Origin of the sequence: Nitrosomonas nitrosa (assembly GCF_003051105.1) — a bacterium.
In the GTDB taxonomy this organism is placed as follows: domain Bacteria; phylum Pseudomonadota; class Gammaproteobacteria; order Burkholderiales; family Nitrosomonadaceae; genus Nitrosomonas; species Nitrosomonas nitrosa.
Genome location: NZ_QAOO01000004.1, coordinates 51,058 through 74,512, shown reverse-complemented (window position 1 = coordinate 74,512; position 23,455 = coordinate 51,058). Strand labels below are relative to the sequence as shown.

Annotated in this window: 18 protein-coding genes; 11 read left to right on the top strand and 7 right to left on the bottom strand. The window is 47.9% G+C overall.

Annotation, left to right across the window (positions count from 1 at the left end):
• Positions 1 to 79 precede the first annotated feature (79 nt).
• From trpA to C8R30_RS02865, 7 genes are all read left to right on the top strand, one after another.
• Positions 80 to 895 carry a tryptophan synthase subunit alpha gene (gene trpA / locus C8R30_RS02895; protein ID WP_107789508.1) on the top strand — a complete coding sequence of 272 codons (816 nt, stop codon included), beginning with the start codon at positions 80 to 82 and terminating at the stop codon, positions 893 to 895.
• Between the two features lie 19 nt (positions 896 to 914).
• Positions 915 to 1,829, top strand: coding sequence for an acetyl-CoA carboxylase, carboxyltransferase subunit beta (accD, locus tag C8R30_RS02890; RefSeq protein WP_107789507.1), 915 nt, complete (start codon positions 915 to 917; stop codon positions 1,827 to 1,829).
• A gap of 64 nt (positions 1,830 to 1,893) precedes the next feature.
• A complete protein-coding gene (folC, locus tag C8R30_RS02885) occupies positions 1,894 to 3,183 on the top strand; it encodes a bifunctional tetrahydrofolate synthase/dihydrofolate synthase (protein WP_107789506.1) in 1,290 nt (429 codons plus the stop codon).
• A 72-nt stretch (positions 3,184 to 3,255) separates the two neighbouring features.
• On the top strand, positions 3,256 to 3,912 hold the full coding sequence (locus C8R30_RS02880) for an SPOR domain-containing protein (RefSeq protein ID WP_107789505.1): 657 nt from the start codon (positions 3,256 to 3,258) through the stop codon (positions 3,910 to 3,912).
• Between the two features lie 38 nt (positions 3,913 to 3,950).
• Positions 3,951 to 4,448, top strand: coding sequence for a CvpA family protein (locus C8R30_RS02875; protein ID WP_107789504.1), 498 nt, complete (start codon positions 3,951 to 3,953; stop codon positions 4,446 to 4,448).
• Between the two features lie 137 nt (positions 4,449 to 4,585).
• Entirely contained in the window at positions 4,586 to 6,109 is a 1,524-nt protein-coding gene (gene purF / locus C8R30_RS02870) for an amidophosphoribosyltransferase (RefSeq protein ID WP_090668375.1), read from the top strand.
• 82 nt (positions 6,110 to 6,191) lie between these two features.
• Positions 6,192 to 7,364 carry an O-succinylhomoserine sulfhydrylase gene (locus C8R30_RS02865; protein ID WP_107789503.1) on the top strand — a complete coding sequence of 391 codons (1,173 nt, stop codon included), beginning with the start codon at positions 6,192 to 6,194 and terminating at the stop codon, positions 7,362 to 7,364.
• 109 nt (positions 7,365 to 7,473) lie between these two features.
• Here the strand turns inward: C8R30_RS02865 and C8R30_RS02860 are convergent, their stop codons facing one another.
• Together C8R30_RS02860 and C8R30_RS02855 are read right to left on the bottom strand one after the other, a co-directional pair.
• The gene (locus tag C8R30_RS02860) at positions 7,474 to 7,965 is read right to left on the bottom strand and encodes a peptidylprolyl isomerase (RefSeq protein ID WP_090668370.1); all 492 of its coding nucleotides are present in this window, start codon (positions 7,963 to 7,965) and stop codon (positions 7,474 to 7,476) included.
• A 22-nt stretch (positions 7,966 to 7,987) separates the two neighbouring features.
• Positions 7,988 to 8,557: a peptidylprolyl isomerase gene (locus C8R30_RS02855; protein ID WP_090668367.1), complete on the bottom strand. Its 570-nt coding sequence runs from the start codon at positions 8,555 to 8,557 to the stop codon at positions 7,988 to 7,990.
• 254 nt (positions 8,558 to 8,811) lie between these two features.
• Between C8R30_RS02855 and cysS the strand changes: the two genes are divergently transcribed.
• Positions 8,812 to 10,188 (top strand): cysteine--tRNA ligase, encoded by a 1,377-nt coding sequence (gene cysS / locus C8R30_RS02850; RefSeq protein ID WP_107789502.1) that lies wholly within the window; start codon positions 8,812 to 8,814, stop codon positions 10,186 to 10,188.
• A 56-nt stretch (positions 10,189 to 10,244) separates the two neighbouring features.
• Here the strand turns inward: cysS and C8R30_RS02845 are convergent, their stop codons facing one another.
• Positions 10,245 to 11,825 carry an NAD(P)H-hydrate dehydratase gene (locus C8R30_RS02845; RefSeq protein WP_258191921.1) on the bottom strand — a complete coding sequence of 527 codons (1,581 nt, stop codon included), beginning with the start codon at positions 11,823 to 11,825 and terminating at the stop codon, positions 10,245 to 10,247.
• A gap of 30 nt (positions 11,826 to 11,855) precedes the next feature.
• On the opposite strand from C8R30_RS02845, the gene purL reads away from it, so the two are divergent.
• A complete protein-coding gene (gene purL / locus C8R30_RS02840) occupies positions 11,856 to 15,854 on the top strand; it encodes a phosphoribosylformylglycinamidine synthase (RefSeq protein ID WP_107789501.1) in 3,999 nt (1,332 codons plus the stop codon).
• A gap of 95 nt (positions 15,855 to 15,949) precedes the next feature.
• Positions 15,950 to 17,200, top strand: a complete 1,251-nt coding sequence (locus tag C8R30_RS02835; RefSeq protein ID WP_107784286.1) for a ChaN family lipoprotein — start codon at positions 15,950 to 15,952, stop codon at positions 17,198 to 17,200.
• A 140-nt stretch (positions 17,201 to 17,340) separates the two neighbouring features.
• Here C8R30_RS02835 and C8R30_RS02830 read toward each other — a convergent pair whose 3' ends face one another.
• The 4 genes from C8R30_RS02830 to nadB form a co-directional block, all read right to left on the bottom strand.
• The gene (locus C8R30_RS02830; protein ID WP_107784287.1) at positions 17,341 to 18,720 is read right to left on the bottom strand and encodes a sigma 54-interacting transcriptional regulator; all 1,380 of its coding nucleotides are present in this window, start codon (positions 18,718 to 18,720) and stop codon (positions 17,341 to 17,343) included.
• Between the two features lie 11 nt (positions 18,721 to 18,731).
• Positions 18,732 to 19,277 carry a hypothetical protein gene (locus C8R30_RS02825; RefSeq protein ID WP_107789500.1) on the bottom strand — a complete coding sequence of 182 codons (546 nt, stop codon included), beginning with the start codon at positions 19,275 to 19,277 and terminating at the stop codon, positions 18,732 to 18,734.
• Positions 19,274 to 20,785: a HAMP domain-containing sensor histidine kinase gene (locus C8R30_RS02820; RefSeq protein ID WP_107789499.1), complete on the bottom strand. Its 1,512-nt coding sequence runs from the start codon at positions 20,783 to 20,785 to the stop codon at positions 19,274 to 19,276. Before C8R30_RS02820 ends, C8R30_RS02825 begins: the two co-directional genes overlap by 4 nt.
• A gap of 181 nt (positions 20,786 to 20,966) precedes the next feature.
• Positions 20,967 to 22,577 carry an L-aspartate oxidase gene (nadB, locus tag C8R30_RS02815; protein ID WP_107784288.1) on the bottom strand — a complete coding sequence of 537 codons (1,611 nt, stop codon included), beginning with the start codon at positions 22,575 to 22,577 and terminating at the stop codon, positions 20,967 to 20,969.
• A 266-nt stretch (positions 22,578 to 22,843) separates the two neighbouring features.
• Here nadB and rpoE point away from each other — a divergent pair, with 266 nt between their 5' ends.
• Positions 22,844 to 23,446 (top strand): RNA polymerase sigma factor RpoE, encoded by a 603-nt coding sequence (gene rpoE, locus C8R30_RS02810; protein WP_090668344.1) that lies wholly within the window; start codon positions 22,844 to 22,846, stop codon positions 23,444 to 23,446.
• The last annotated feature ends 9 nt before the right edge of the window (positions 23,447 to 23,455 follow it).

The following is a 23,455-nucleotide window of genomic DNA, read 5'->3' as shown; positions in this document are numbered from 1 at the left end:
TGTGAAGATTCATCAAACAATTTTCGTTTCTAAACTTTCCAACAATTCGGGTTTTACACTCATTTAACGCCTTTTAAAGATGAATCGTATCGCATCGACTTTCTCTTCCCTGGGTGCTCAGAATAAAAAAGCGCTCATTCCTTTTATTACCGCAGGTGATCCAGAGCCTGCAATGACTGTGCGTTTAATGCACGAGTTGGTGCAAGCAGGGGCAGATATTATTGAACTCGGCGTGCCTTTTTCAGATCCGATGGCAGATGGGCCGACTATTCAGCGCTCTTCCGAGAGAGCGTTGCAGCATGGGGTGGGCCTAAAGGATGTATTAGCCATGGTTGCTGAATTCAGAAAAGCCGATCAAACCACGCCGGTCGTATTGATGGGTTATGCTAATCCGATCGAGGCGATGGGTTATCAGGGTTTTGCGATGGCGGCAAGAGAGTCGGGTGTCGATGGGGTGTTAATAGTTGATTATCCGCCTGAAGAATGCGAGGAATGGGTCAATCAGTTGGAACATCAGTCGATCGATCCGATCTTTTTATTGTCACCTACTACCCCCAAGGCACGGGTCGAGAAAGTGGCTAAATTAGCCAAAGGGTATGTTTACTATGTCTCCCTAAAGGGTGTCACGGGCGCGTCACATCTCGATTTGACCGACGTGCGCAAGAAACTAGCAGAGGTGCGCGCCATTATTTCTGTGCCTATCGGCGTCGGATTTGGGATACGTGATGGTGCTACTGCGAAAGCGGTAGCGGGTTTGGCTGATGCCGTAGTGGTCGGAAGCCGGATTATCGAGGAAATCGAGAATGCTCCCTCGGATATTTTACTAAGCAATGTGAATAGCTTGGTAAAATCTTTGCGCGCTGCGATTGATCAAGCAGCCGTTCCTCTCTCTTAGTGGGGGAGTGTTAGCGACAATGAGTTGGTTTCAGCGCATTATTCCGCCTAAAATCAAACGTAAAGAAAATGGCGAGAAGAAAGCGGTACCCGGGGGGCTATGGAGCAAATGTGCTTCTTGTGAAGCGGTGCTGTATTACACAGATTTGGTCAAGAATTTAGAGGTTTGCCCCAAATGTAGTCATCACAACCGTATTTCTGCTAGAAAACGAATCGATCTATTGCTCGACCCAGATGGGCGTCATGAAATTGGCGAGCAAGTTACACCGCAAGATCCGTTGAAATTCAAAGACAGTAAACGCTACACAGACCGATTGGCGCAAGCGCATGAAAGTACCAATGAGGAAGATGCTTTAGTGGTTATGCAGGGGAGCATCAAAACAGTTCCGGTTGTTGTGGCTGCCTTTGAGTTTGGTTTTATGGGGGGATCGATGGGGTCGGTCGTCGGCGAGCGCTTTATTCGCGCTGTTCAGGTCTGCATTGAGCGGCATCTCCCATTTATCTGCATCACAGCAAGCGGGGGCGCCCGCATGCAAGAAGGGTTGTTTTCGCTGATGCAGATGGCAAAAACATCGGCTGCGTTGACTCAAATGAGCAAGGAGAAGCTGCCTTTTATCTCGGTACTGACTGATCCGACGATGGGAGGGGTGTCTGCGAGCTTTGCTTTTATTGGAGACATCGTGATTGCTGAACCAGGTGCCCTGATCGGTTTTGCAGGTCCGCGCGTCATAGAGCAGACAGTGCGTCAGACGCTCCCTGATGGTTTCCAAAGAGCCGAGTTTTTGTTAGAACATGGCGCAATCGATATGATTGTGGATCGCAGAGAGATGCGTGACAAATTAGCCAATTTATGTACATTGCTGATGCGAATGGTGGCACCCGTTGCGCAGCAAGCAGCGGCACCGATACGTGAGGCGGGCGTAGAAGGCGATTGATAAGAGACCGTTGGTCGTGTGTGCTTGATGTATGGTTATCGATGAGTACCGATCAACTAAATAAATGCTCATAGTGGAAAATACCGTAAATCCAATTTCATTGGACGATTGGTTGCGATATCTTGAGTGTCTGCATCCCAAAGCGATCGATATGGCGTTGACCCGGGTACGGGAAATCAGCGAGGCGGCTGGGCTTATTCCTACATTTCCTCTGATTATTGTAGGGGGCACTAATGGAAAAGGGTCGACCTGCGCTATGCTCGAATCGATACTCAGTTGCGCGGGCTATCGGACAGGGTGTTATACCTCACCCCATTTGCTTAGATACAATGAACGCGTGCGTATTGAACGAGAAGAAGTAACGGACGAGGCGCTTTGCAAGGCATTTGCAGCGATTGAATCAGCTCGTGTTCACTGTGGCACCTCTTTGACTTATTTCGAGTTTGGCACACTCGCAGCGATGCAATTGTTCATTGAAGCCAGCGTGGATGTTGCGATTTTGGAAGTCGGATTAGGCGGACGTTTGGATGCCGTCAATGTGTTTGATGCCGATTGCGCTATTCTGACCAGTATCGATCTGGATCATATGGATTACCTGGGAGAGACCAGGGAAGCAATCGGTCTCGAAAAAATAGGCATATTTAGGAAGGATCAATTTGCGGTCTGCGGGGAACGGGACTTGCCGGAGAGAGTACGCGAGCAGATAGAAATCATTGGAGCAAAATTTTTCCATATTGGTATTCATTTTGATTATACGGCCGATAGGCTGCAGTGGAGTTGCAAAGGATTGAAGGGGCAGTATTACTCATTACCGCATCCTGCTTTGCGTGGCGACTATCAATTAAATAATGCCAGCATCTGCTTGGCCGCTTTGGATACGTTGAGAGAGCGGTTGCCAGTGACGAGCAATGATGTGCGGCGAGGGTTGCTGGAAGTATCCTTGCCAGGAAGATTCCAAGTTTTGGCTGGCAGGCCTGTTACGATTCTGGATGTCGCGCATAATCCAGCGGCCGCTCATGTATTGGCTGATAATCTTGGCGCATTGGGTGTTCATCAGTATACTTATGCGGTCATTGGGATGTTAAAGGACAAAGACATTGTTGCTGTCGGGCAAGCGATGAGCGAGCATATCGATGAATGGCTGGTGGCAAGTACGCATACGGGGCGTGGTGCTTCTGCCGCTGAAATCGTCCAGACATTCATTCATAGTGGAATAGCCAAAGAGGGTACGATTCACTCTTTTCCAGATGCAGTAGCCGCTTACAGATATGCACGCGAACGTGCGGGCGAAAATGATAGAATATGCGTGTTCGGCTCGTTTTATACGGTTGGTGCTGTGTTGGCGGTTTTATAGAAATGCTTGGATGTTGTGAACACTTTGTTTTTACAATCTTTGAGCCATCAATGATCAAAAGGTAACTTTTCAATGGTCAGAAATATAAGTGAAGAAGAAGCATTACTCAGAAAGCGCGCTCGGAGACGCTTAGTAGGAGCTGTGACATTGGTTATTTTGTCGGTTGTATTTTTACCGATGATACTTGACAGCGAACCAAAACAAGAACAACAAGAAATTGATATCCTGATTCCCTCCGAAGATTCCGTAAGCGAAGCTTCTCCCTGGATGATGCCAAGTGAGCCATTTGATGACGATATCAATGCGAGTGGAGGTGCGGAAGCGCCGGTGCCTTTCAGCGTGCCGGAATTCTCGCAGACCGATGATGATACAGCCGAGTTATATGGCACACCACGCGTTCCTATTCCTGCTACCAAGCCTCAATACAGCAAGCCAGTGCATGTTGCTAAAACAGAATCATCAAAAACAGAACCGGCAAAAATCGAATTGCCAAAAGCCGAAGGGGCGTTCGTCATCCAGTTAGGCGCATTCGCTGATCCTACCAAAGCGAGACAGCAACAGCAAAATCTCGCAGCAAGTGGTGTAGATGCCTACATAGAGACGATCAAGGTAGGCGGTAATGAAATGGTTCGTGTGCGCGTGGGACCTTTCCCAACTCGGAAAGCAGCTGAAGAAGGTTACGAGAAGTTAAAAAGAATGGGGTTGAGCGGCGTCGTAACAACTCGATGATATAAGCTGTTGGGCCTCTTACGGTTAAATTGTCATTAATGACCATTTTTGATTACGTTGTTCTAGGTATTGTCTCGATTTCGGTTTTACTTAGCATTACGCGCGGAGTAGTACGGGAAATCGTGTCATTGCTTGGTTGGGTCATCGCTTTTTTTGTGGCGAGCCATTACGCCGCAAATTTTGAGCCTTTGTTGCCACAGACGATCAAAGATGACTCGGTACGTATGCTCATTGTCTTTGTGATGACTTTTTTTGCAGCACTGGTTGCGACAATGATCATTTCAATGGTGCTGTCCAAATTGGTCAGAAGTGTTGGCCTCGGCTTAATCGATCGGATCTTGGGCGCAGTATTCGGGTTTGCGCGCGGTGTATTGGTGGTTCTGTTTATAGTGGTTGCTGCCGGTTTTACGGCATTGCCACAGCAGCCTTTCTGGCAGCAGGCTTTGTTGAGTGAGCCACTTGAGTTAGCTGCAGTACAAGTCATCGATTGGTTGCCGCCCGATCTTAAAAAGCATATTGGCTTTAACAGCCGATAATTGGCAGTGTCTTGGCAGGTTAATTAACTTTTCACCCCTTGACCTAATGGCAGTAGAATAGCTAGAAACGTTATCAAAATCATAATGGAAGAGTCTGCTTGTTTTCTCTGTAACTTCAATTTAATTCGGGGTTGATTATGTGCGGGATTCTCGGTGTCGTTGCCCAGTCACCAGCAAATCAGTTACTTTACGACGGGTTGTTAATGTTGCAGCATCGCGGGCAAGATGCTGCAGGGATCGTGACGGCCCAGGAAAATACCTTCCATATGCATAAAGGGTTGGGAATGGTCAGAGACGTTTTCCGTACCCGTAACATGCGTGCATTGTTGGGCAATATGGGGATCGGTCATGCGCGTTATCCGACCGCTGGCTCTGCGGAATCGCCTGCTGAAGCGCAACCTTTCTATGTCAATTCTCCTTTTGGTATCGTATTGGGACATAACGGTAATTTGACCAATGCAGACGAACTCAGCAAAGCGTTGTTTCGATCTGATCGGCGGCATGTCAATACACACTCCGACTCGGAGGTGCTGTTGAATGTATTGGCGCACGAGCTGCAGGAGTGTACTACCAGTTATCAACTGGATCCTGAAACAATATTTGCGGCAGTATCTGGCGTGCACCGTCGTTGCCGGGGCGCTTACGCGATCATTGCCATGATCGCTGGTTATGGTTTGTTGGCCTTTCGTGATCCTTACGGTATTCGCCCTTTGGTTTTTGGGGCAGCAGAAACCGAGCATGGAACAGAATATATGGTGGCCTCGGAAAGTGTAGCGCTCGATACACTCGGATTTAAATTGATTCGTGATGTTGCACCGGGTGAAGCTATTTTTATCGATGATAAAGGTCATTTCTATAATAAACAGTGTGCAATCAATCCTACTTTGAATCCCTGCATTTTCGAGTATGTTTATTTGGCTCGCCCCGACTCCATTATGGATGGGATTTCCATCTATGAGACGCGCCTCAATATGGGCAGCAGTCTGGCAGATAAAATAAAAAAAACCATGCGGCATCTCGATATAGATGTCGTTATTCCCATTCCTGAATCCAGCCGCCCAAGCGCTTTACAGCTTGCCAATTCGCTAGGGATCAATTTTCGCGAGGGGTTTGTTAAGAACCGTTATATCGGTAGAACTTTCATTATGCCGGGGCAGCAGCATCGGCGTAAATCGGTACGTCAGAAGCTCAATGCAATCGGGGTTGAGTTTCGGGGTAAAAATGTATTGCTAGTGGATGACTCGATCGTCAGGGGAACGACTAGCCGGGAAATCGTGCAGATGGCGCAAGAAGCCGGTGCGCACAAAATATATTTTGCGTCGGCAGCGCCACCGGTTCGTTATCCGAATGTATATGGAATCGATATGCCAACACGGCAGGAATTGATTGCGACCGATCGTGATGATGATGAGATATGTCGTGAGATTGGAGCAGACGGGCTTGTTTACCAGGATATCGAGTCGCTCAAGCATGCGATCTCGTCGGTTGATCCGCGTGTGAAGAATTTTGAGACTTCTTGCTTTGATGGGCATTATATAACCCAGGACGTGACGCAGGAATATCTCGCTAGAATCGAGTCTCAGCGCAATTCAGGTACAAAAGTATCGCATTCAGGCCGACATAGCACGCAGCTCGATCTCGGATTGGTATTGGCAGATTAAAATAAGATCGCATACTCAGTTTTGAATAATCTTTTGAATAACCTAATAACTATAAAGCAGTTTAATCGGGAGGCATGTCGGCATGTCGGATGATTTAGAGCTAGAAACATTAGCACTTCATACGGGAATCCATCGTAGCCAATTCAATGAACATTCCGAAGCGATGTACCTGACTTCGAGTTTTGTGTTCGAGAGCGCGGCTCAGGCGGCAGCCCGTTTTTCTGGCGATGAACCCGGCAATATCTATTCCCGATTTACCAACCCTACTGTTACGGCGATGCAGGAGCGGCTCGCTGCATTGGAGGGCGCTGAAACCTGCATTGCGACGGCTTCCGGCATGTCGGCCATCCTTGCGTGCGTGATGGGGTTGCTCTCGGCAGGAGATCACATTATCGCCTCGCGGAGTTTATTTGGCGCTACGGTAAATCTCTTCTCCAATATCCTCAACCGTTTCAAGATTGAAACGACTTTTGTTTCCGCGACCGATGTCGAAGCCTGGCGTTCGGCTGTTCAAGCTAACACGAAGCTGTTATTTCTGGAAACGCCTTCTAATCCTCTCACGGAAATATCGGATATCGCTGCGTTATCAACTGTGGCCAAACAAGCGAATGCTTGGCTGGTAGTGGATAACTGCTTTTGTACACCTATCCTGCAAAAACCCTTGGCATTAGGGGCCGATATTGTGATTCACTCGGCGACCAAGTACTTGGATGGTCAGGGGCGCGTGCTAGGCGGTGCCGTGTTGGGGAATCGCGAGGTATTGATGGAAAGCGGTATTTTTGGTTTCCTACGCACAGCCGGCCCCACATTGAGTGCCTTTAATGCTTGGGTTATTTTGAAAGGACTGGAAACGCTTAAAATCCGGATGGAGGCTCATTCTGCGCATGCGCTGGACATTGCGCATTGGCTCGAACAGCAGCCGAATGTTACCCGTGTTTTTTATCCAGGATTACCTTCGCACCCGCAGTATGAGCTTGCAAAGCGTCAGCAAGCGACAGGCGGAGGGATCGTTACTTTCGAAGTAAAGGGAGGAAAAGAAGCGGCGTGGCGTGTCATCGACAGCACCCGACTTATTTCGATCACGGCTAATTTAGGCGACGCCAAGAGTACGTTGACGCATCCAGCGACGACGACTCATGGCCGCATCAGTCAAGAAGCACGCGATGCAGCTGGGATTACCGATGGCTTGCTGCGTATCGCAGTGGGTCTGGAATCCCCGCGCGATCTCAAAACTGATCTTGCGCGGGGATTATAGTTTATGAGTACCTCTCTCTAAAAATTCAGCGTTTTAAACAAGACGCGACAAGAACAGAAAATGTTGACGAGGCATGAATTTTTAGAGGTAATGTCCTTGTATCACCATTTCAACAGCTTTCGGCTTTAGTAATGACAACATCTTCCAGTGGCACATTCTGGTGACCCGCATAATCTCCGGTTTTGACCTGCTTGATTTTATCGACGACATCCTTCCCTTCCACGACCTTGCCAAAAACACAGTAGCCAAAACCTTGCGGGGTGGGTGCACTATAATTCAAAAAGCTATTATTACTCACATTGATGAAGAACTGTGAAGTGGCTGAGTCGACATCCGATGTTCGCGCCATGGCAATGGTGTAAGCATCGTTTTTAAGTCCATTGGCCGCTTCATTCTTGATCGGAGCAAGGGTCTTTTTCTGCTTCATACCAGGTTCGAAACCGCCCCCTTGGATCATAAATCCGTCGATCACGCGGTGAAATAAGGTGTTGTCATAATGACCGCTATTCACGTATTCCAGAAAATTTTGGGCGGTGACGGGTGCTTTGTCGCTATCCAGCTCTATCGTGATGGTGCCGTAATTAGTGTGTAGCTTTATCATATATTCATTCCTTAGTTAATGATCAGGGAGAGGAAAGCAGCTCGATGGATTCGATAACTACCCTATTTTTGGGAACATCACTCGCAAAAATGCCGTTTGCACCAGTAGGTGTGGTGGCAATTTTATTGACCACTTCCATGCCTTCGGTCACCTTGCCGAATACCGTATAGCCATAACCTTGTATCGTCGGTGCAGTGTGATTCAAAAATGTGTTATTGGCGACATTGATAAAAAACTGTGCTGTCGCAGAATGGGGGTCACTTGTTCTGGCCATGGCGATGGTACCAACTTCGTTTCTCAAACCATTGGCCGCTTCATTCTCGATGGGTTGTTTAGTAGGCTTCTGAGTAAGTGTTTGATCGAATCCGCCACCTTGAATCATGAAGTTTGCGATTACACGATGGAAAATGGTGCCGTTATAAAAGCCATCGTTCACGTAACCCAAGAAATTTTCTACTGTTTTGGGTGCTTTCTCAGGATACAGTTCGACTGTGATGGCGCCAAGATTGGTGTTTATTTTGACTGCGGGTTGGGCAGCGACAAGTGTCATGCTGGTCATCAAAACGATGAGAGCTGCGAAAAATCGAATCATGATAATTTCCGTTATGAGTGATATTGCGTCGTATGAAAAGCTAACCGACTCCTTATGTTACAATCCCACGCTTTTGTTGCAAGCGGTTACTGAGCGTTTATTTGTTAAGTTCAAGGGAGCCATTTAAATGAAATAATTTAAACTGAAACTTCCTGGGAAATAATAATAAAAAGGTAGCTATGTAATTATAGGCGTCGTTCACCCCAAAATTTTACCAAGAAGATCATTTTTCTCACAATTATTCATTCACCGTAATGCTTAAAATCTACAATACCCTGACTCGAAAAAAGCAATCTTTCATTCCTCTCATTCCCGGCGAAGTGAGGATGTACGTGTGTGGGATGACTGTCTATGATTACTGCCACCTTGGCCATGCACGCGTTCTGGTGGTATTCGATACTGTGGTGCGTTGGCTGAAAGTAATGGGCTATAAAGTCACCTATGTACGCAATATTACTGATATTGACGATAAGATTATCAAGAGAGCTTATGAGAACGGTGAAACCATCGATATCTTGACGCAGCGTTTCATCGATGCCATGCACGAAGATGCTGCAAAACTGGGTGTGGATCAGCCGACCCATGAACCACGCGCTACCCAATGTATCGAGGATATGATCGCCATGATACAAATCCTCGTACAAAAGAAGCTTGCTTACGTTGCGGCAAATGGCGATGTATTTTATGCCGTTCACCGCTTTCCTGATTATGGGAAACTTTCGGGCAAAACACTCGAAGATTTACGTGCCGGCGAGCGTGTTGAAATCGATCTCAATAAAAAAGATCCCTTGGATTTTGTGTTATGGAAAGCTGCCAAACCCGATGAACCGAGTTGGGATTCTCCATGGGGAAAAGGTCGGCCAGGTTGGCATATAGAATGCTCGGCAATGAGTGAGCACTATTTGGGTGAGCAGTTCGATATTCATGGCGGCGGCCAGGATCTGCAATTTCCCCATCATGAGAACGAAATTGCACAAAGCGAGGGCGCGCATGATCACCCTTACGTTAATTATTGGATGCACAATGGTTTTGTGCGTGTCGACAACGAGAAAATGTCCAAATCGTTGGGCAATTTCTTTACCGTACGTGAGGTGTTGACGCAGTATCAACCGGAAGTCGTTCGTTTTTTTATCACGCGAGCACACTACCGGAGCCCGCTTAATTACTCGAACGAACACTTGAACGATGCCAAGAATGCCCTCGATCGGCTTTATATTGCGCTGAAGGAACACAATACTTTTGCAAGCGAGGTGAATTGGGGAGATCCTTACGCCGCACGCTTCAAATCCGCGATGGATGATGATTTTAATACGCCCGAGGCGATTGCCGTCCTGTTTGATCTTGCTGGGGAACTGAATAAAACCAGAAGTCTGCAACATGCTGTGTTGCTAAAAGCGCTAGGCGGTATGCTAGGGTTGTTGCAACAAGATCCACAAGCTTATTTGCAGCATCCTTTCTCGGCAGAAGACAGTCACTTCACCCCTGAAGAAATCGAGCGTTTAATTCAACAACGGTTGGCAGCGAGAAAGATGCGGGATTTCGCTCAGGCAGACACGATACGTCAGCAACTGTTAGAAGCAGGCATTGTGCTGGAAGATGGTGCGCAAGGAACAACTTGGCGGCGTCAATAAAGCGAATCGGCAGCCGAGGCTGGCGCAGGGTTAGCTACTGCTGCGCACACGGTTGATCAATAAGCACTGACGGAATGGGCGTATCTTGTTTGGGCTTCGTCACCGTAAACCCAGCGGTTTAACAGACAACGGGCTGAATCGATAATTTCCGAGGCGGTCATGCCGATCGGACCGTGCCATGCTCCAAGCAAAGCATCAGCAGCACTGCCATGCAGATAGACGGCAAGCAACAATGCTTGCTCGGAAGATAGCCCTTGTGCAAGGAAAGCGCCCATCATACCGGATAGGACATCGCCTGTTCCGGCGCTGCTTAAACCCGGGTTGCCGCTGGTATTGAAGTAGCGATGTCCATTTGTCAGCATACAGAGACTGCCCGCACCTTTGAGCACCAGCGCGCAATTAAAGTCCTTGGCTAAACGCTCCGCAGCGGTGAAGCGGTCACGCTGGATGCTCGCCGGGTCGGTATGGAGCAGACGCGCGGCTTCAGCAGCATGCGGTGTCATGATGGTGGGTGTTTGGCGCGATCTTAAGGCGGTGGCAAGCTCTGGGTAAGCTGCGATGAGATTGAGCGCATCTGCATCCAATACCAGCGGTAAGGGCGTGTGCAAGGCTTTTTCTAAGCAAAGACTGGCGGTGATTTCCTGTCCTAGCCCTGGGCCGACTACCAGGCAAGTGAGATGATCGAGCTCGAAGAGCTCATCTACCGGTCGTAGCATCAATTCAGGTTGGGTCGGATCGATCGTAAGCGGAGCTTCAGCGATCAGGCCAAGATATACCCGACCCGCGCCTAATTTGAGCGCAGCCATGCCAGCCAAACGTGCAGCACCGATCATGCCTGACGCCCCACCTATGATGCCTACGCTGCCAAAGCCGCCTTTATGACTGTTCGCTGGCCGAGGTGAGGGTAAGCAATAGTGGATCGCGTTGTGATCCAGTAACCATGATCGTGGGGTTATCAGGGAAAGCGTGTCGAGATCAAGATTGCACACGATGATTTTGCCAGTACATTCACTGCCATCATGCATGAGCAACCCCGGCTTCAATCCAATGAACGAAGCGGTAATGGTCGCTTTGATAACGGCATCAGGTGCAGTCCCTGTATCAGCATCGAGCCCACTCGGAATATCGAGCGCGAGCACCGGTAATTGCATGCTGTTAATCGTCTCGATCAGTTGGCGATATTTTTCATCAAAGGGATGTTTTGCGAGATTCAAACCAATACCAAACAAACCATCGACAATCGCATGCCACTGCACGTCAGCAGGTATTTCGTCATGAAGATGCCCGCCTGCGGCGAGCCAACTTTCCAGAGCTCGTTTGGCATCGGGCGACAAGCGCGCAGCGACCCCAGTAAAAATTGTCGTGACTTGAAACCCCCAATTGTGCAGATAGCGTGCAGCGACCAGGGCGTCTCCGCCGTTGTTGCCTGGCCCAGCCATGACCAGGACGCTATTTCTGCCATCGACCAACAAGTTGTCTTTAGCGATATGAGCGGCTGCCAATCCTGCTTTTTCCATTAAGCCGGGGGGATTTGGCATAGAAAATGCGAGTTGTTCGATTGCCCTAATTTCATCGGTGGTGTAGACAGGGATTGGGTTATTCATCAAGCCGGGTGCCTTCTCGTGTAAAATTACCATTCATAATTCACTCATCCACGCTTATTTCTGATGCTGCAATTTCGAGGCCATAAGGCATTATCCCCTTTCCGATTACAAAAATTAGTTAACCAGATTCGTTCCATCGTACCGCAATTTTCAGCCATTGAGACTGAATACTGGTATTTTTGTTCGTCTAAACGCGATTTAGACCAAAGTGAACTCGGTATTTTACAAAAATTACTGAATGTCGACCCTAATGATCAATCAACAGTGCAGAGGGACGTGCTTTTGCTCGTGTTGCCTCGTCCCGGCACGATATCGCCTTGGTCATCCAAGGCAACCGATATCGCTCATCATTGCGGACTCGAAGCGATTGAGCGAGTCGAGCGAGGTGTGGCATTTTATCTTCAGCAGGAAGGTGAATTAGCTGTGGAGAGCCTGCGCGCAATTGAGGCAATTATTCATGATCGTATGACAGAGGCGGTGGTGCATTCGTTACAGGAAGCATCGATGTTGTTTCAGTATGTCGAGCCCGCCCATCTCAGGGAAATCGATATCTTGACAGGAGGGGCGGCGGCGCTGAAGCTAGTCAATCAGGAAATGGGACTGGCCCTATCGTCGGACGAGATGGGTTATTTGATGGACTATTATCGAGATAGTCAACGCAATCCTACTGATGTCGAATTGATGATGTTTGCCCAGGCCAATTCAGAGCATTGCCGGCATAAAATTTTCAACGCGGATTGGGTCATCGACGGTGAGCCCAAGAACCGATCATTGTTTTCGATGATACGTTATACGCATCAACAGCACCCGCAGGGAACGATTGTGGCATATGCGGATAATGCTGCCGTTATAGAGGGGGCGTCGATCGATCGATTCTATCCTACTGGCCACCAGCACATTTATGGCTATGCGAACGAGTTGACTCACTTGCTCATGAAAGTGGAAACGCATAATCATCCTACCGCGATTTCTCCTTTTCCTGGCGCTGCGACGGGTGTAGGCGGCGAAATACGCGATGAGGGCGCCACTGGACGTGGTGCGAAACCTAAGGCAGGGTTAGCAGGATTTTCTGTTTCCAATCTATGTGTTCCCGATTACCTTCAGCCTTGGGAGAAGTTGCCTGGTACGGGGCAAGCGGGCTATGGCAAACCTGAACGTATCGCATCGGCCTTAGAGATCATGTTGTCCGGTCCTATTGGCGGGGCGGCATTCAATAATGAATTTGGGCGTCCCAATCTAGCGGGTTACTTCCGAACGTTTGAAGCGCTCGTTGCGGGCGAGATGCGCGGCTACCATAAACCCATCATGCTGGCAGGCGGAATCGGGCAAATTTCCGACAAGCATACCGTAAAGCAGAATTTCTCGACCGATGTTTTGCTGATTCAGCTAGGCGGGCCAGGCATGTTGATCGGATTGGGCGGAGGCGCGGCCTCCAGTATGGATACAGGCACGAATACGGAAGATCTCGATTTCGATTCAGTGCAACGCGGTAATGCAGAAATGCAGCGCCGTGCACAGGAAGTGATCGATCGTTGTTGGCAATTGGAACAGAGCGGGCAGCCTAATCCGATTCTCTCGATTCACGATGTTGGTGCAGGGGGATTATCCAATGCGCTGCCCGAGCTCGTTCATGGAGCAGGGTGCGGAGGGCGGTTTGATCTGCGATCAATTCCAGTAGAAGAGTCAGGGATGTCGCCGATGCAAATCTGGTGTAACGAAGCGCAGGAACGCTATGTATTGGCCATCCGGCGCGATTCTTTGCCAATCTTCCAGGCGATATGCGTACGTGAACGCTGTCCTTATGCCGTCGTGGGAGAAACGATCGCAGAGCCACAGCTTGTCGTCGCGGATAAACAATCACGTATCTCACCGATCGATATGCCGCTGCCGGTGTTATTGGGCAAACCTCCTAAAATGTTGCGAACGGTTACCCATCTCGCAAGGAAACTTGCGCCCTTGGATACGGTAGGATGGCATTTGCAGGAAGCGGCCTATCGGGTGCTGAGGTTACCCGCGGTTGCTGATAAAACCTTCCTCATCACCATAGGTGACCGCAGCGTAGGCGGAATGACCGCACGTGATCAAATGGTGGGGCCCTGGCAAATACCGGTGGCAGACGTCGCGGTGACGAGTATGGGCTACCAAACCTATCTCGGTGAAGCATTTGCGCTGGGTGAGCGCGCACCGATTGCTTTAATCGATCCGGCTGCTTCTGCCCGCATGGCAGTGGGTGAAGCGATCACCAATATTGCGGCTGCTTCGATCGATACGCTTGAAGAAATCAAGCTGTCCGCCAACTGGATGGCGGCGGCGGGGCACGATGGCGAGGATGCGGCCCTCTATGATGCCGTTTATGCCATAGGAATGGAGCTGTGCCCGCAGCTAGGAATCAGTATCCCGGTTGGTAAGGATTCCATGTCGATGAAGACAGCTTGGCAAATATCGAATCCTAATAATGAAATTGAAAAGAAAGCAGTGACTGCGCCGCTCTCATTGATCATTTCTGCTTTTGCAAGAGTGAGCGATGTACGCAATACACTCACGCCCCAGCTTCGCACGGATCGCGGGGAAACCGAACTGATTTTGATCGATCTTGGCGAAGGGAGAAATCGCTTGGGAGGTTCGGCGTTAGCGCAGGTGTATAGTCAAATGGGAGATAGCGCGCCCGATATATCGGGCGTGGCTGAGATCGATAAGCTCAAGCGCTTGTTTGCAGCTATTCAGCAACTGAATCGTGCCGGTCAGGTTGTCGCTTATCACGATCGTTCGGATGGCGGGGTGTTCGTTACTTTATGCGAGATGGCTTTTGCCGGGCATGTGGGTATCACTGTCAATTTGGATCAATTATGCTTTGATCCGCTCGCCAGTGATATCGATGGCTATGAGATCAGACCCGAAGCGCTGAATGGCCGTTTTTCAGAACGTCTGATGGCGGTCTTATTTAACGAAGAGCTCGGGGTAGTAATCCAGATCGAGCAACGATTTCACGATGCCGTGTTCCATACATTGACTGAGTTCGGGCTGCGCCACAACAGCTTTGTATTAGGGCATCTCAATGATCAGGATGAAATTCGTCTGTTACGTAACAATAAAGCCATTTTTCAGGAGAAGCGCGCCGAATTACAACGCGCCTGGTCGGAAACCAGCTACCAAATGCAACGGTTGCGTGACAATCCGGCATGTGTCCAGCAAGAATTTGATCGGATTCTCGATGTTGCAGACCCGGGTTTGAGCGCCGAGCCGACATTCGATGTGGAGGATAATATTGCCGCGCCTTTTATCCAAACGGGGGTGCGGCCTAAGATCGCCATTCTGCGCGAGCAAGGGGTCAATGGTCACGTCGAGATGGCAGCAGCTTTCGATCGTGCCGGATTTCAAGCCGTTGATGTGCATATGAGCGATATCATCGCTGCGCACATTTCATTGGCTGACTATAAAGGATTGGTTGCATGCGGTGGATTTTCTTATGGTGATGTGCTGGGGGCTGGGGAAGGATGGGCTAAATCCATCTTGTTTAATACACGTGCCCGACATGAGTTTCAGTCCTTCTTTGAACGTGGGGATACGTTTGCCTTAGGGGTATGCAATGGTTGTCAGATGATGAGCAATTTGCATGAAATCATCCCTGGCACCCAACATTGGCCCCACTTTGAGCGTAATTTATCCGAGCAGTTCGAAGCGCGCTTTGTTATGGTTGAGATACCGCAGAATCCTTCGCTCTTTTTTGATGGTATGGCGGGAAGCCGCTTACCGATCACGGTTGCGCATGGCGAGGGCTTGGCAGTATTTGAAAGCGATCAACAGCTGGCTGCGGCGTTACCCTATGTCACGCTACGCTTCGTGGATCACCGAGGGGTACCGACCGAACGATACCCCTGCAATCCCAATGGTTCGCCACAAGGCGTTACCGGACTAACATCGACAGACGGACGATTCACCATTTTGATGCCTCACCCAGAGCGCGTATTTCGTACCGTGCAACATTCATGGCATCCCGGGGAATGGGGAGAAGATGCTCCCTGGATAAGAATATTCCGGAATGCGCGTAAATGGGCCGGATAGCTTTCTGGAACCAATTGAATACGGAATTTGTCCTTCTCATGGTGTATCCAAGTGATGATCTGGCTTTTTAATTTTCTTAAGAATAATCAACAAAAATGAATAATTTAAAAATAATTGTCCGGAGTGGACTCATCAGCGTAGCGCTATTTTCATGGGGAACCTATGCTGGAAACTTATCGGCAGGAATCCTTCCAGCGCCTAAACCTTTGGCTCGGCTCAGCAACGCTGCGCAAGAATGTGTGCCGGCAGCAAACTGGATTATTCCTGGAAAAGGGGCGACTACCCTGCCTGAAATTGTTGCGCGTGCTGCAGGTCAGTCGGTGGTTTTGCTAGGTGAAACACATGTTAACCGCGAGCACCATCGTTGGCAGCTACAAATGCTGGCCGCACTTCATGCCGTTCGCCCCGATATGGTAATCGGTTTTGAAATGTTTCCGCGCCGCGTTCAGAAAGTGCTTGATCAGTGGGTAGCGGGAGAGCTATCCGAGTCTGCTTTCTTGAGAGCGGCGGAGTGGGATACGGTATGGCGGACCGATGCGAGCCTATACTTGCCTTTATTCCATTTTGCACGCATGAACCGTATTCCAATGCAAGCATTGAATATCGATACGCGTTTGAGAAAGCAGGTCTCCGAAAAAGGTTTTGATAGTGTGCCCGAGAATGAGCGTGAAGGGGTCACGCGCCCAGCGCCCCCGAGTTCCGAATATCTCGATTTCTTGCTGCCGATCTATGAGCTGCATGATCGCAAGAGCAAAATGAAAAAACGGAGCACCCGCTATGATCCTGATTTTTTGCGGTTTGTAGTGGGCCAGCAGTTATGGGATCGCGCCATGGCGCAGGCGATTCATGCAGCGCTAAATTCATCGACTCAGGAAAAGAGCCCCCTTGTTGTCGGTATCATGGGATCGGGACATATTTTGCATGGCTTTGGTGTTCCTCATCAATTAAAAGATCTGGGGGTCACGAAAATTACTTCATTATTGCCATGGGATACGGATAGACCTTGCCGGCAGTTGGCTGCAGGCTATGCCGATGCCGTTTTTGGCGTTGCACCCTATGCGGCTGAAATCGCTCCCTCACGCCAGCGGTTGGGTATCCGCTATGAAATTGCATTGGAAGCAGGCGGTGCCCGTGTGTTACAGGTCGAAAAAGGCAGCATTGCTGAGGCGGCCAATATGTTGGAAAACGATATAATTACTGAGATCGCGGGGTTATCGGTAAAAGAGATGGGCGATATTATCGCCGTTGTTAAGCGTCATGCCCCCGGTACCTGGTTACCACTCAGAGTTAAACGGGGTGAGGACGAAATAGAAATTGTTGCCAAATTTCCTGCTTTAACGGAATGACAGAACAGCTTTTATGCTAGCGGACAGTGAATTTTTTAGCGAACTTTGGCTTTCACAGCTCAGATAGGGGATTACTCTTATGCGTTAGCTAGCATAAATGGCTGCCCTGGTTCTAATTTCTTGAGTCGCTAACGGTATATTCAGCAAACCCCTCTGCTTTTTTCTTGCTGTTTGTAAAGCGTAAAATCAAGCTGATGCCGTTGGAGCAGTTTGTAGAATTCTGTTCGATTACGTTTAGCGAGTCTGGCGGCTTGCGTCACGTTGCCAGAGGTGATTTTCAGCAACCGTACAAGATAGTCTCTTTCAAACTGCTTGCGCGCTTCTTCGAACGATACAAGTTCGGTTTCTTCCATATGCATCGCATCATAAACGAGTTTATGAGAAATGAGCGGATTGGCGCTCAGTACGACACTTTGTTCTATTACGTTCATCAATTGCCGTACATTGCCCGGCCACGCGGCGCTGAGTAGAAGGTTGATGGCTTCCGGTGAGAAACCATTAATTTCTTTCTCATATTTTTCAGCAAAAGTACGCAAAAAATGATTGGCGAGTAGCGGGATATCTTCGCGACGCTGAGCGAGCGAAGGTATCGTCAAACCAACGACGTAGAGCCGATAGTACAGATCTTCACGAAAATTACCGGATAGTATTTCAGCCTTGAGATCACGATGGGTGGCGGAAATAACTCGGACATCGATGGGGATGGTTTGCGTGGAACCAACAGGCCGGATAACGCGTTCCTGTAGTGCGTGAAGTAATTTTACTTGCAGAAGCAGCGGCATGTCGCCGATTTCATCGAGGAACAAAGTGCCGCCCTCGGCTAATTGGAACAAACCCTTATGATCTTTGACCGCTCCTGTGAAAGCACCTTTAACGTGCCCAAACAGCTCTGATTCCAACAATTGTTCTGGGATGGCGGCGCAATTGATTGTGACGAAGGGTTGACAGCAACGCTTGGATGCATGGTGTATGGCGCGCGCAAACAACTCTTTTCCCACACCACTTTCACCAAATAGCAGAACACTCGCGTTACCTTCTGCCACTCGTTCAACTTTGGTGAGGATATCCTCCATTTCTGCATTTTGCGTAATAATTTCTTTTCGCCAGCTGGTTTGTGATCCATCGCCCACTTCCCCGCTGCCATTACTGCAAGTCAGCCTGAGCGCTTGATTGATTTGATCAAGCAAAGTTTTTGGATCATAGGGTTTGGTGAGATAACCGAAGATTCCGCGTTGAACGGCACTGACCGCATCAGGGATAGTGCCATAGGCGGTTAGAATAATGACCGGTAGCGTAGGGATGACACGGTGGATATGTTCAAAGAGTGCCATACCGTCCATTCCGCTCATCTGCATATCGCTGATGACGAGATGGGGTCGAGCAATATCCAAACAATTCAGTGCGGCTTCAGCGCTGGTCGCGATGATAATTTCGAAACCTGCCGCTGTTAAACGGATCGAAAGTAGTTCGAGTAGATCGTTATCGTCGTCGACAAGTAAAATTTTCTTTTGTTGTATCATATATTTATAACTCAAGGCGTGATTCTTCGAATAGGATTTCTTTCCATGCTTTTGATCGCATCTATTCTTTTCTGTAAGGTTTGAGCTTGTTCTTCCGTATTTTTTAATTTGTACAATAAATTTCTCATACTAGCTCTTGCCGTTTGTTGTTCCGTAAGCAGCGCGATCAATAATTCTCTAAAGCTTGCCAGACTCGGCGATAAACTGATTTCTTGTGGCCAATCGCTCAACAAGGCAAGGGCAGCTTGAATGTCGGTGTGCGCTGTATTGGGCATGCTGATTAGCAAAATATATTTCAGACGTTCTCCTGCATCGGTACTGTCTTTGAAATGATTTTTAGCATAATTGTATTCCCAAGCTAATTGAAAGACCTTCTTCTCGAGTAAAAAGCCATGATATCGCATTAACTCGCCAATAGCGTTATCATCATTGAGCTCCTCACTCTGCGGAGTTTGCTCGGTAAGAATGTCAGGAGGCTGGCGCTCGGTTAGCGCTGTACAACCTGTCAGAACGAGACCCAATGCCAATATCAATTTCAATCCAGTAGAGATGTTCATGGTTGAGTCTCAGGGTCTTGGATGGGTAAGGTAAGACGAAAATGTGCACCTTGCACAGCATGCTCAATAAGCTCGATATTTCCCCCATGCGCAAGCGCATATTCCCGTGCAATGGACAACCCAAGCCCTGTTCCGCGGATGTGACTATTCGGTATTCCACGCCCCTGATAGAAAGGCTCGAATATTTTGGCTTTTTCGCTAGCATCAATACCTATACCATTATCGATGACATCAACTTGAATGATTTCATCGATTTGTTTTGCAGCAATCTTGATGCAGCTTTCTTGCGGGGAAAATTTAATGGCATTCGATACCAGATTATCGACAATAATGCTGACTTTTTGCCGGTCACATTCGAGTAATAGTTTGGGGCAATCTAAATCGATTTTTATTTTTCTGCTCATGATGGAAAGATTTTGGTCTTTAAGTACATTAGCGATAATTTGAGCAAGATTAGCCTGTTGTTTAAGGAGCGCAGATTTGTCGGATTGAAGCGCGCTGAAACTTAATAAATCCTCAATGCGCTTTTGTAATTGGATACTGCTGGTATGCAAGATACTAGCGATTTGTTGCTGTTTTCTGTTTAGATTACCTGCGACGCCTTCCGCCAGGAGGTTGGCACCTTCACGAATGGCGGTAAGCGGGGTTTTAAGCTCATGGGAGACATGCCGTAAGAATTGAATTTTTTGCTCTTCCAATTTGAGTAATCGGCGGCGCATCCAATCTAAGCGTGAGCCTAAATATTTTAGATTCTCAGGGCCATTGACCCGTACAACGTTTGAGAGCTTGCCTTGCCCCATATTATAAATGGCTTCATCAATTTGACGAAGAGGGCGAGCAATGAAAATCGAAAAAATCAGGGCGAGTAGGATGACAAACGGGATGAGTATGAGTAATTCCAATTCCACCAGTGTACGAGCTTGTGTTGCCATTTCGCTCATTTCATTTACCTTTTTCCCTATCACTTCATAATTTTTTGTAGAGAAATCCTGTGCGAGAATGAGTAGAGAAGCGAATCGTTCGAGTAAATCGGGAAAATTCTCTGGGGTGTCATATAAAGTCAGGACCTCGCGAAAAATTGTTGTTTCAAATAGCCGCAATTTCTCCAAGAACAGATGTTGTTCGAGATGGGGTGAAATTTCTAGAAGTTTGAGTGCGATTTTCTCAAAATTGGCGTGTGCTTCAAAATAACTCTCAAGCAAGGACAAATCTTCTAGGATATGCGCGTGCTGGATACTGCGCTCCATGACGATGATCTCGTCGATCAAGATACTGCTGCCATGAGTCATTTGCGTTGCTTGGTAAATTGTCGTGCGGCTATGCTCTGCAAGTTGATCGATGCGTATGGCACTATAAACGAGTGCAATGATGAGCGGTAAGCCAACTATCGAGAAACCTAACAAAATCAATTTCAGGAAAGATTTTGGGTTATGTCGAAACTCTGTATGGTGGATAACCTCTGGTTGATTATCCAATTTTGATGTGACAGAATTTGCTGAAATTCTCATTACATCTATCCTTTATGCATTCAATTAGGCTTGCTTTGCGTTTGTAAAGATCTTGTCCGAGCGATAGCTAGCAGGTGCTGCTTTTCATTATACCGAGGTGGACGTGCTTACTTGTAGAACGTGTCTGAGACAAGCAATAGATTGTTGATTTTACATCATTAGTTGAGTTGGATGGCAGGTATTATTGGAGAGATTTACCTTCCTTCCGGTGTAAGATTGTATTGTGAGCTTGAGGTAAGGTATTGGGGTAATCGCGGCTATAGTGCAGACCGCGGCTTTCATGACGCAACATCGCGCTTTGTACTATCAAATCGGCTGTCGTCACTAGATTGCGTAATTCAAGTAAATCACTGCTTACTCTGAAATTAGTGTAGTACTCATTGATTTCTTCATGTAACAGATTGATCCGGTGTTGAGCGCGCTGTAAGCGTTTGTTGGTACGAACGATACCGACGTAGCTCCACATGAAACGACGTAATTCATCCCAGTTATGTGAAATTACGATTTCCTCATCTGCATCGGTAACACGGCTCTCATCCCATTTGGGGAGTGAAACAAAAGGAATGGGTGTTTGGTTGAGGATATCTTTGGTGGCAGCTAAACCGAATACCAAGCATTCCAGCAAAGAATTGCTGGCTAAGCGATTTGCTCCATGCAAGCCCGTATGAGCGGTTTCGCCGATTGCGTACAAGTTGTTAAGATCTGTCTTGCCATTCTGATCGGTAACGATACCGCCACAAGTGTAATGGGCTGCGGGAACGACCGGGATAGGTTGGCGCGTGATATCGATCCCTAGTTCAAGGCATCGGGCATAGATGGTAGGGAAATGCTGCTTGAGAAACTCTGGTGATTTATGTGAAATATCCAAATATACGCAATCAAGGCCCCGCTTTTTCATCTCAAAATCGATAGCACGTGCCACAATGTCTCGTGGTGCTAGTTCTGCCCGTTCATCATGCTTAGGCATGAAGCGTTCGCCATCAGGTAGCTTTAGCAAGCCACCTTCACCCCTGACGGCTTCACTGATTAAGAAAGATTTGGCATGAGGATGATAAAGACAGGTAGGGTGAAATTGGATAAACTCCATGTTAGCGATTCTGCAACCTGCCCGCCACCCCATCGCGATACCGTCGCCTGTGGCGATATCTGGATTGGTTGTATAAAGATAAACTTTACCTGCGCCCCCCGTTGCCAACACCGTATTGTGGGCGGCGATCGTATGGATTTTATCGGCCTTGATATCTAATACATAAGCTCCATAACATCTGTCGGCTGGTGTGGCGGCATGATGAGGCAATTTAGAACTCACGATGAGATCAACAGCGATATGATGCTCAAGGATGACGATATTGGGGTGTGTACAAACCTTTTCACTCAAGGTTAACTGGACCGCTTTGCCAGTAGCATCATTGGTATGGATTACACGACGGACGCTATGCCCCCCTTCTTGCGTGAGGTGGTAACCTGTCTGGCTATTGTTGTCTCGCGTAAATCTGACGCCTTGAGAAATGAGCCAGCGGACCGCCTCGGGCCCTTTTTCAACGACATAACGCGTAATGGCTTTATCACATAATCCGGCGCCGGCAACCAAGGTGTCATGAATATGGGCATCGGAGGAGTCTTCCATTGACAGAACTGCGGCTATACCACCTTGTGCCCAGCTGGTAGAGCTATCGTGTATTGTTTTTTTTGTAACGATTGCTACCTTCTGATGTTGAGCAAGATTGAGTGCGAGTGTTAATCCGGCTAAACCGCTACCGATAATCAGTGTGTCGAAATGATGTTGTGGCATTGAATAATTGATATTTTGATTTATTTTACAAGCAGAGAATGAAACGATCTTTCAATCATAACTCAAACGCCAAGTTTTTCGTGGAAACGGATAGTACGAATGTAGTGAACTTATCAAGAAGGTTGATTGTCTTTAGACAGATTCAGGATAGTTCACGGTGGTTCCCCGAACGAGGTATACTTTGGTTTGCCTATCACTCATTCTGGAATTTGAGTGATACGTAGTGTGCATAAAGCAATCTATTCATTTTAATTCGGGGAAGTGGCATGGGTGATCGTGAAATCGATCAACAATTAGTGGAGCGTGTACAGCAGGGCGATAAACATGCTTTTGATTTGCTAGTCATTAAGTATCAAAGAAAGCTAGCACGCTTATTATCACAATTTATTCGTGATGCCGCTGAAGTCGAAGATATCGCTCAAGAGACGTTTATCAAAGCTTATCGTGCGTTACCATCGTTTCGTGGTGATAGCGCCTTTTATACTTGGCTGTATCGGATTGGTATTAATACCGCTAAAAATTTTCTTGTATCCCAAGGGAGAAAGGTCCCTACGACAGTAAATGATTTTGATAACGAAGATGCGGAAAATTTTGAGGAAGCGAGTAAATTACGAGAGGTAAGTACACCTGAGAGTGAACTGATGAGCAAACAAATTGCTCAAACCGTTAATCAATCATTAGATACACTGCCTGAAGAACTAAGAACAGCAATTGTTTTAAGAGAAATTGAAGGTTTAAGTTATGAGGAGATTGCGAACATTATGAATTGTCCTATCGGTACAGTTCGTTCACGTATTTTTCGCGCACGCGAGGCCATAGCTGAGAAATTACGGCCTTTATTGGGTACAGGTAAAGATAAGAGGTGGTAATGAAGGGGT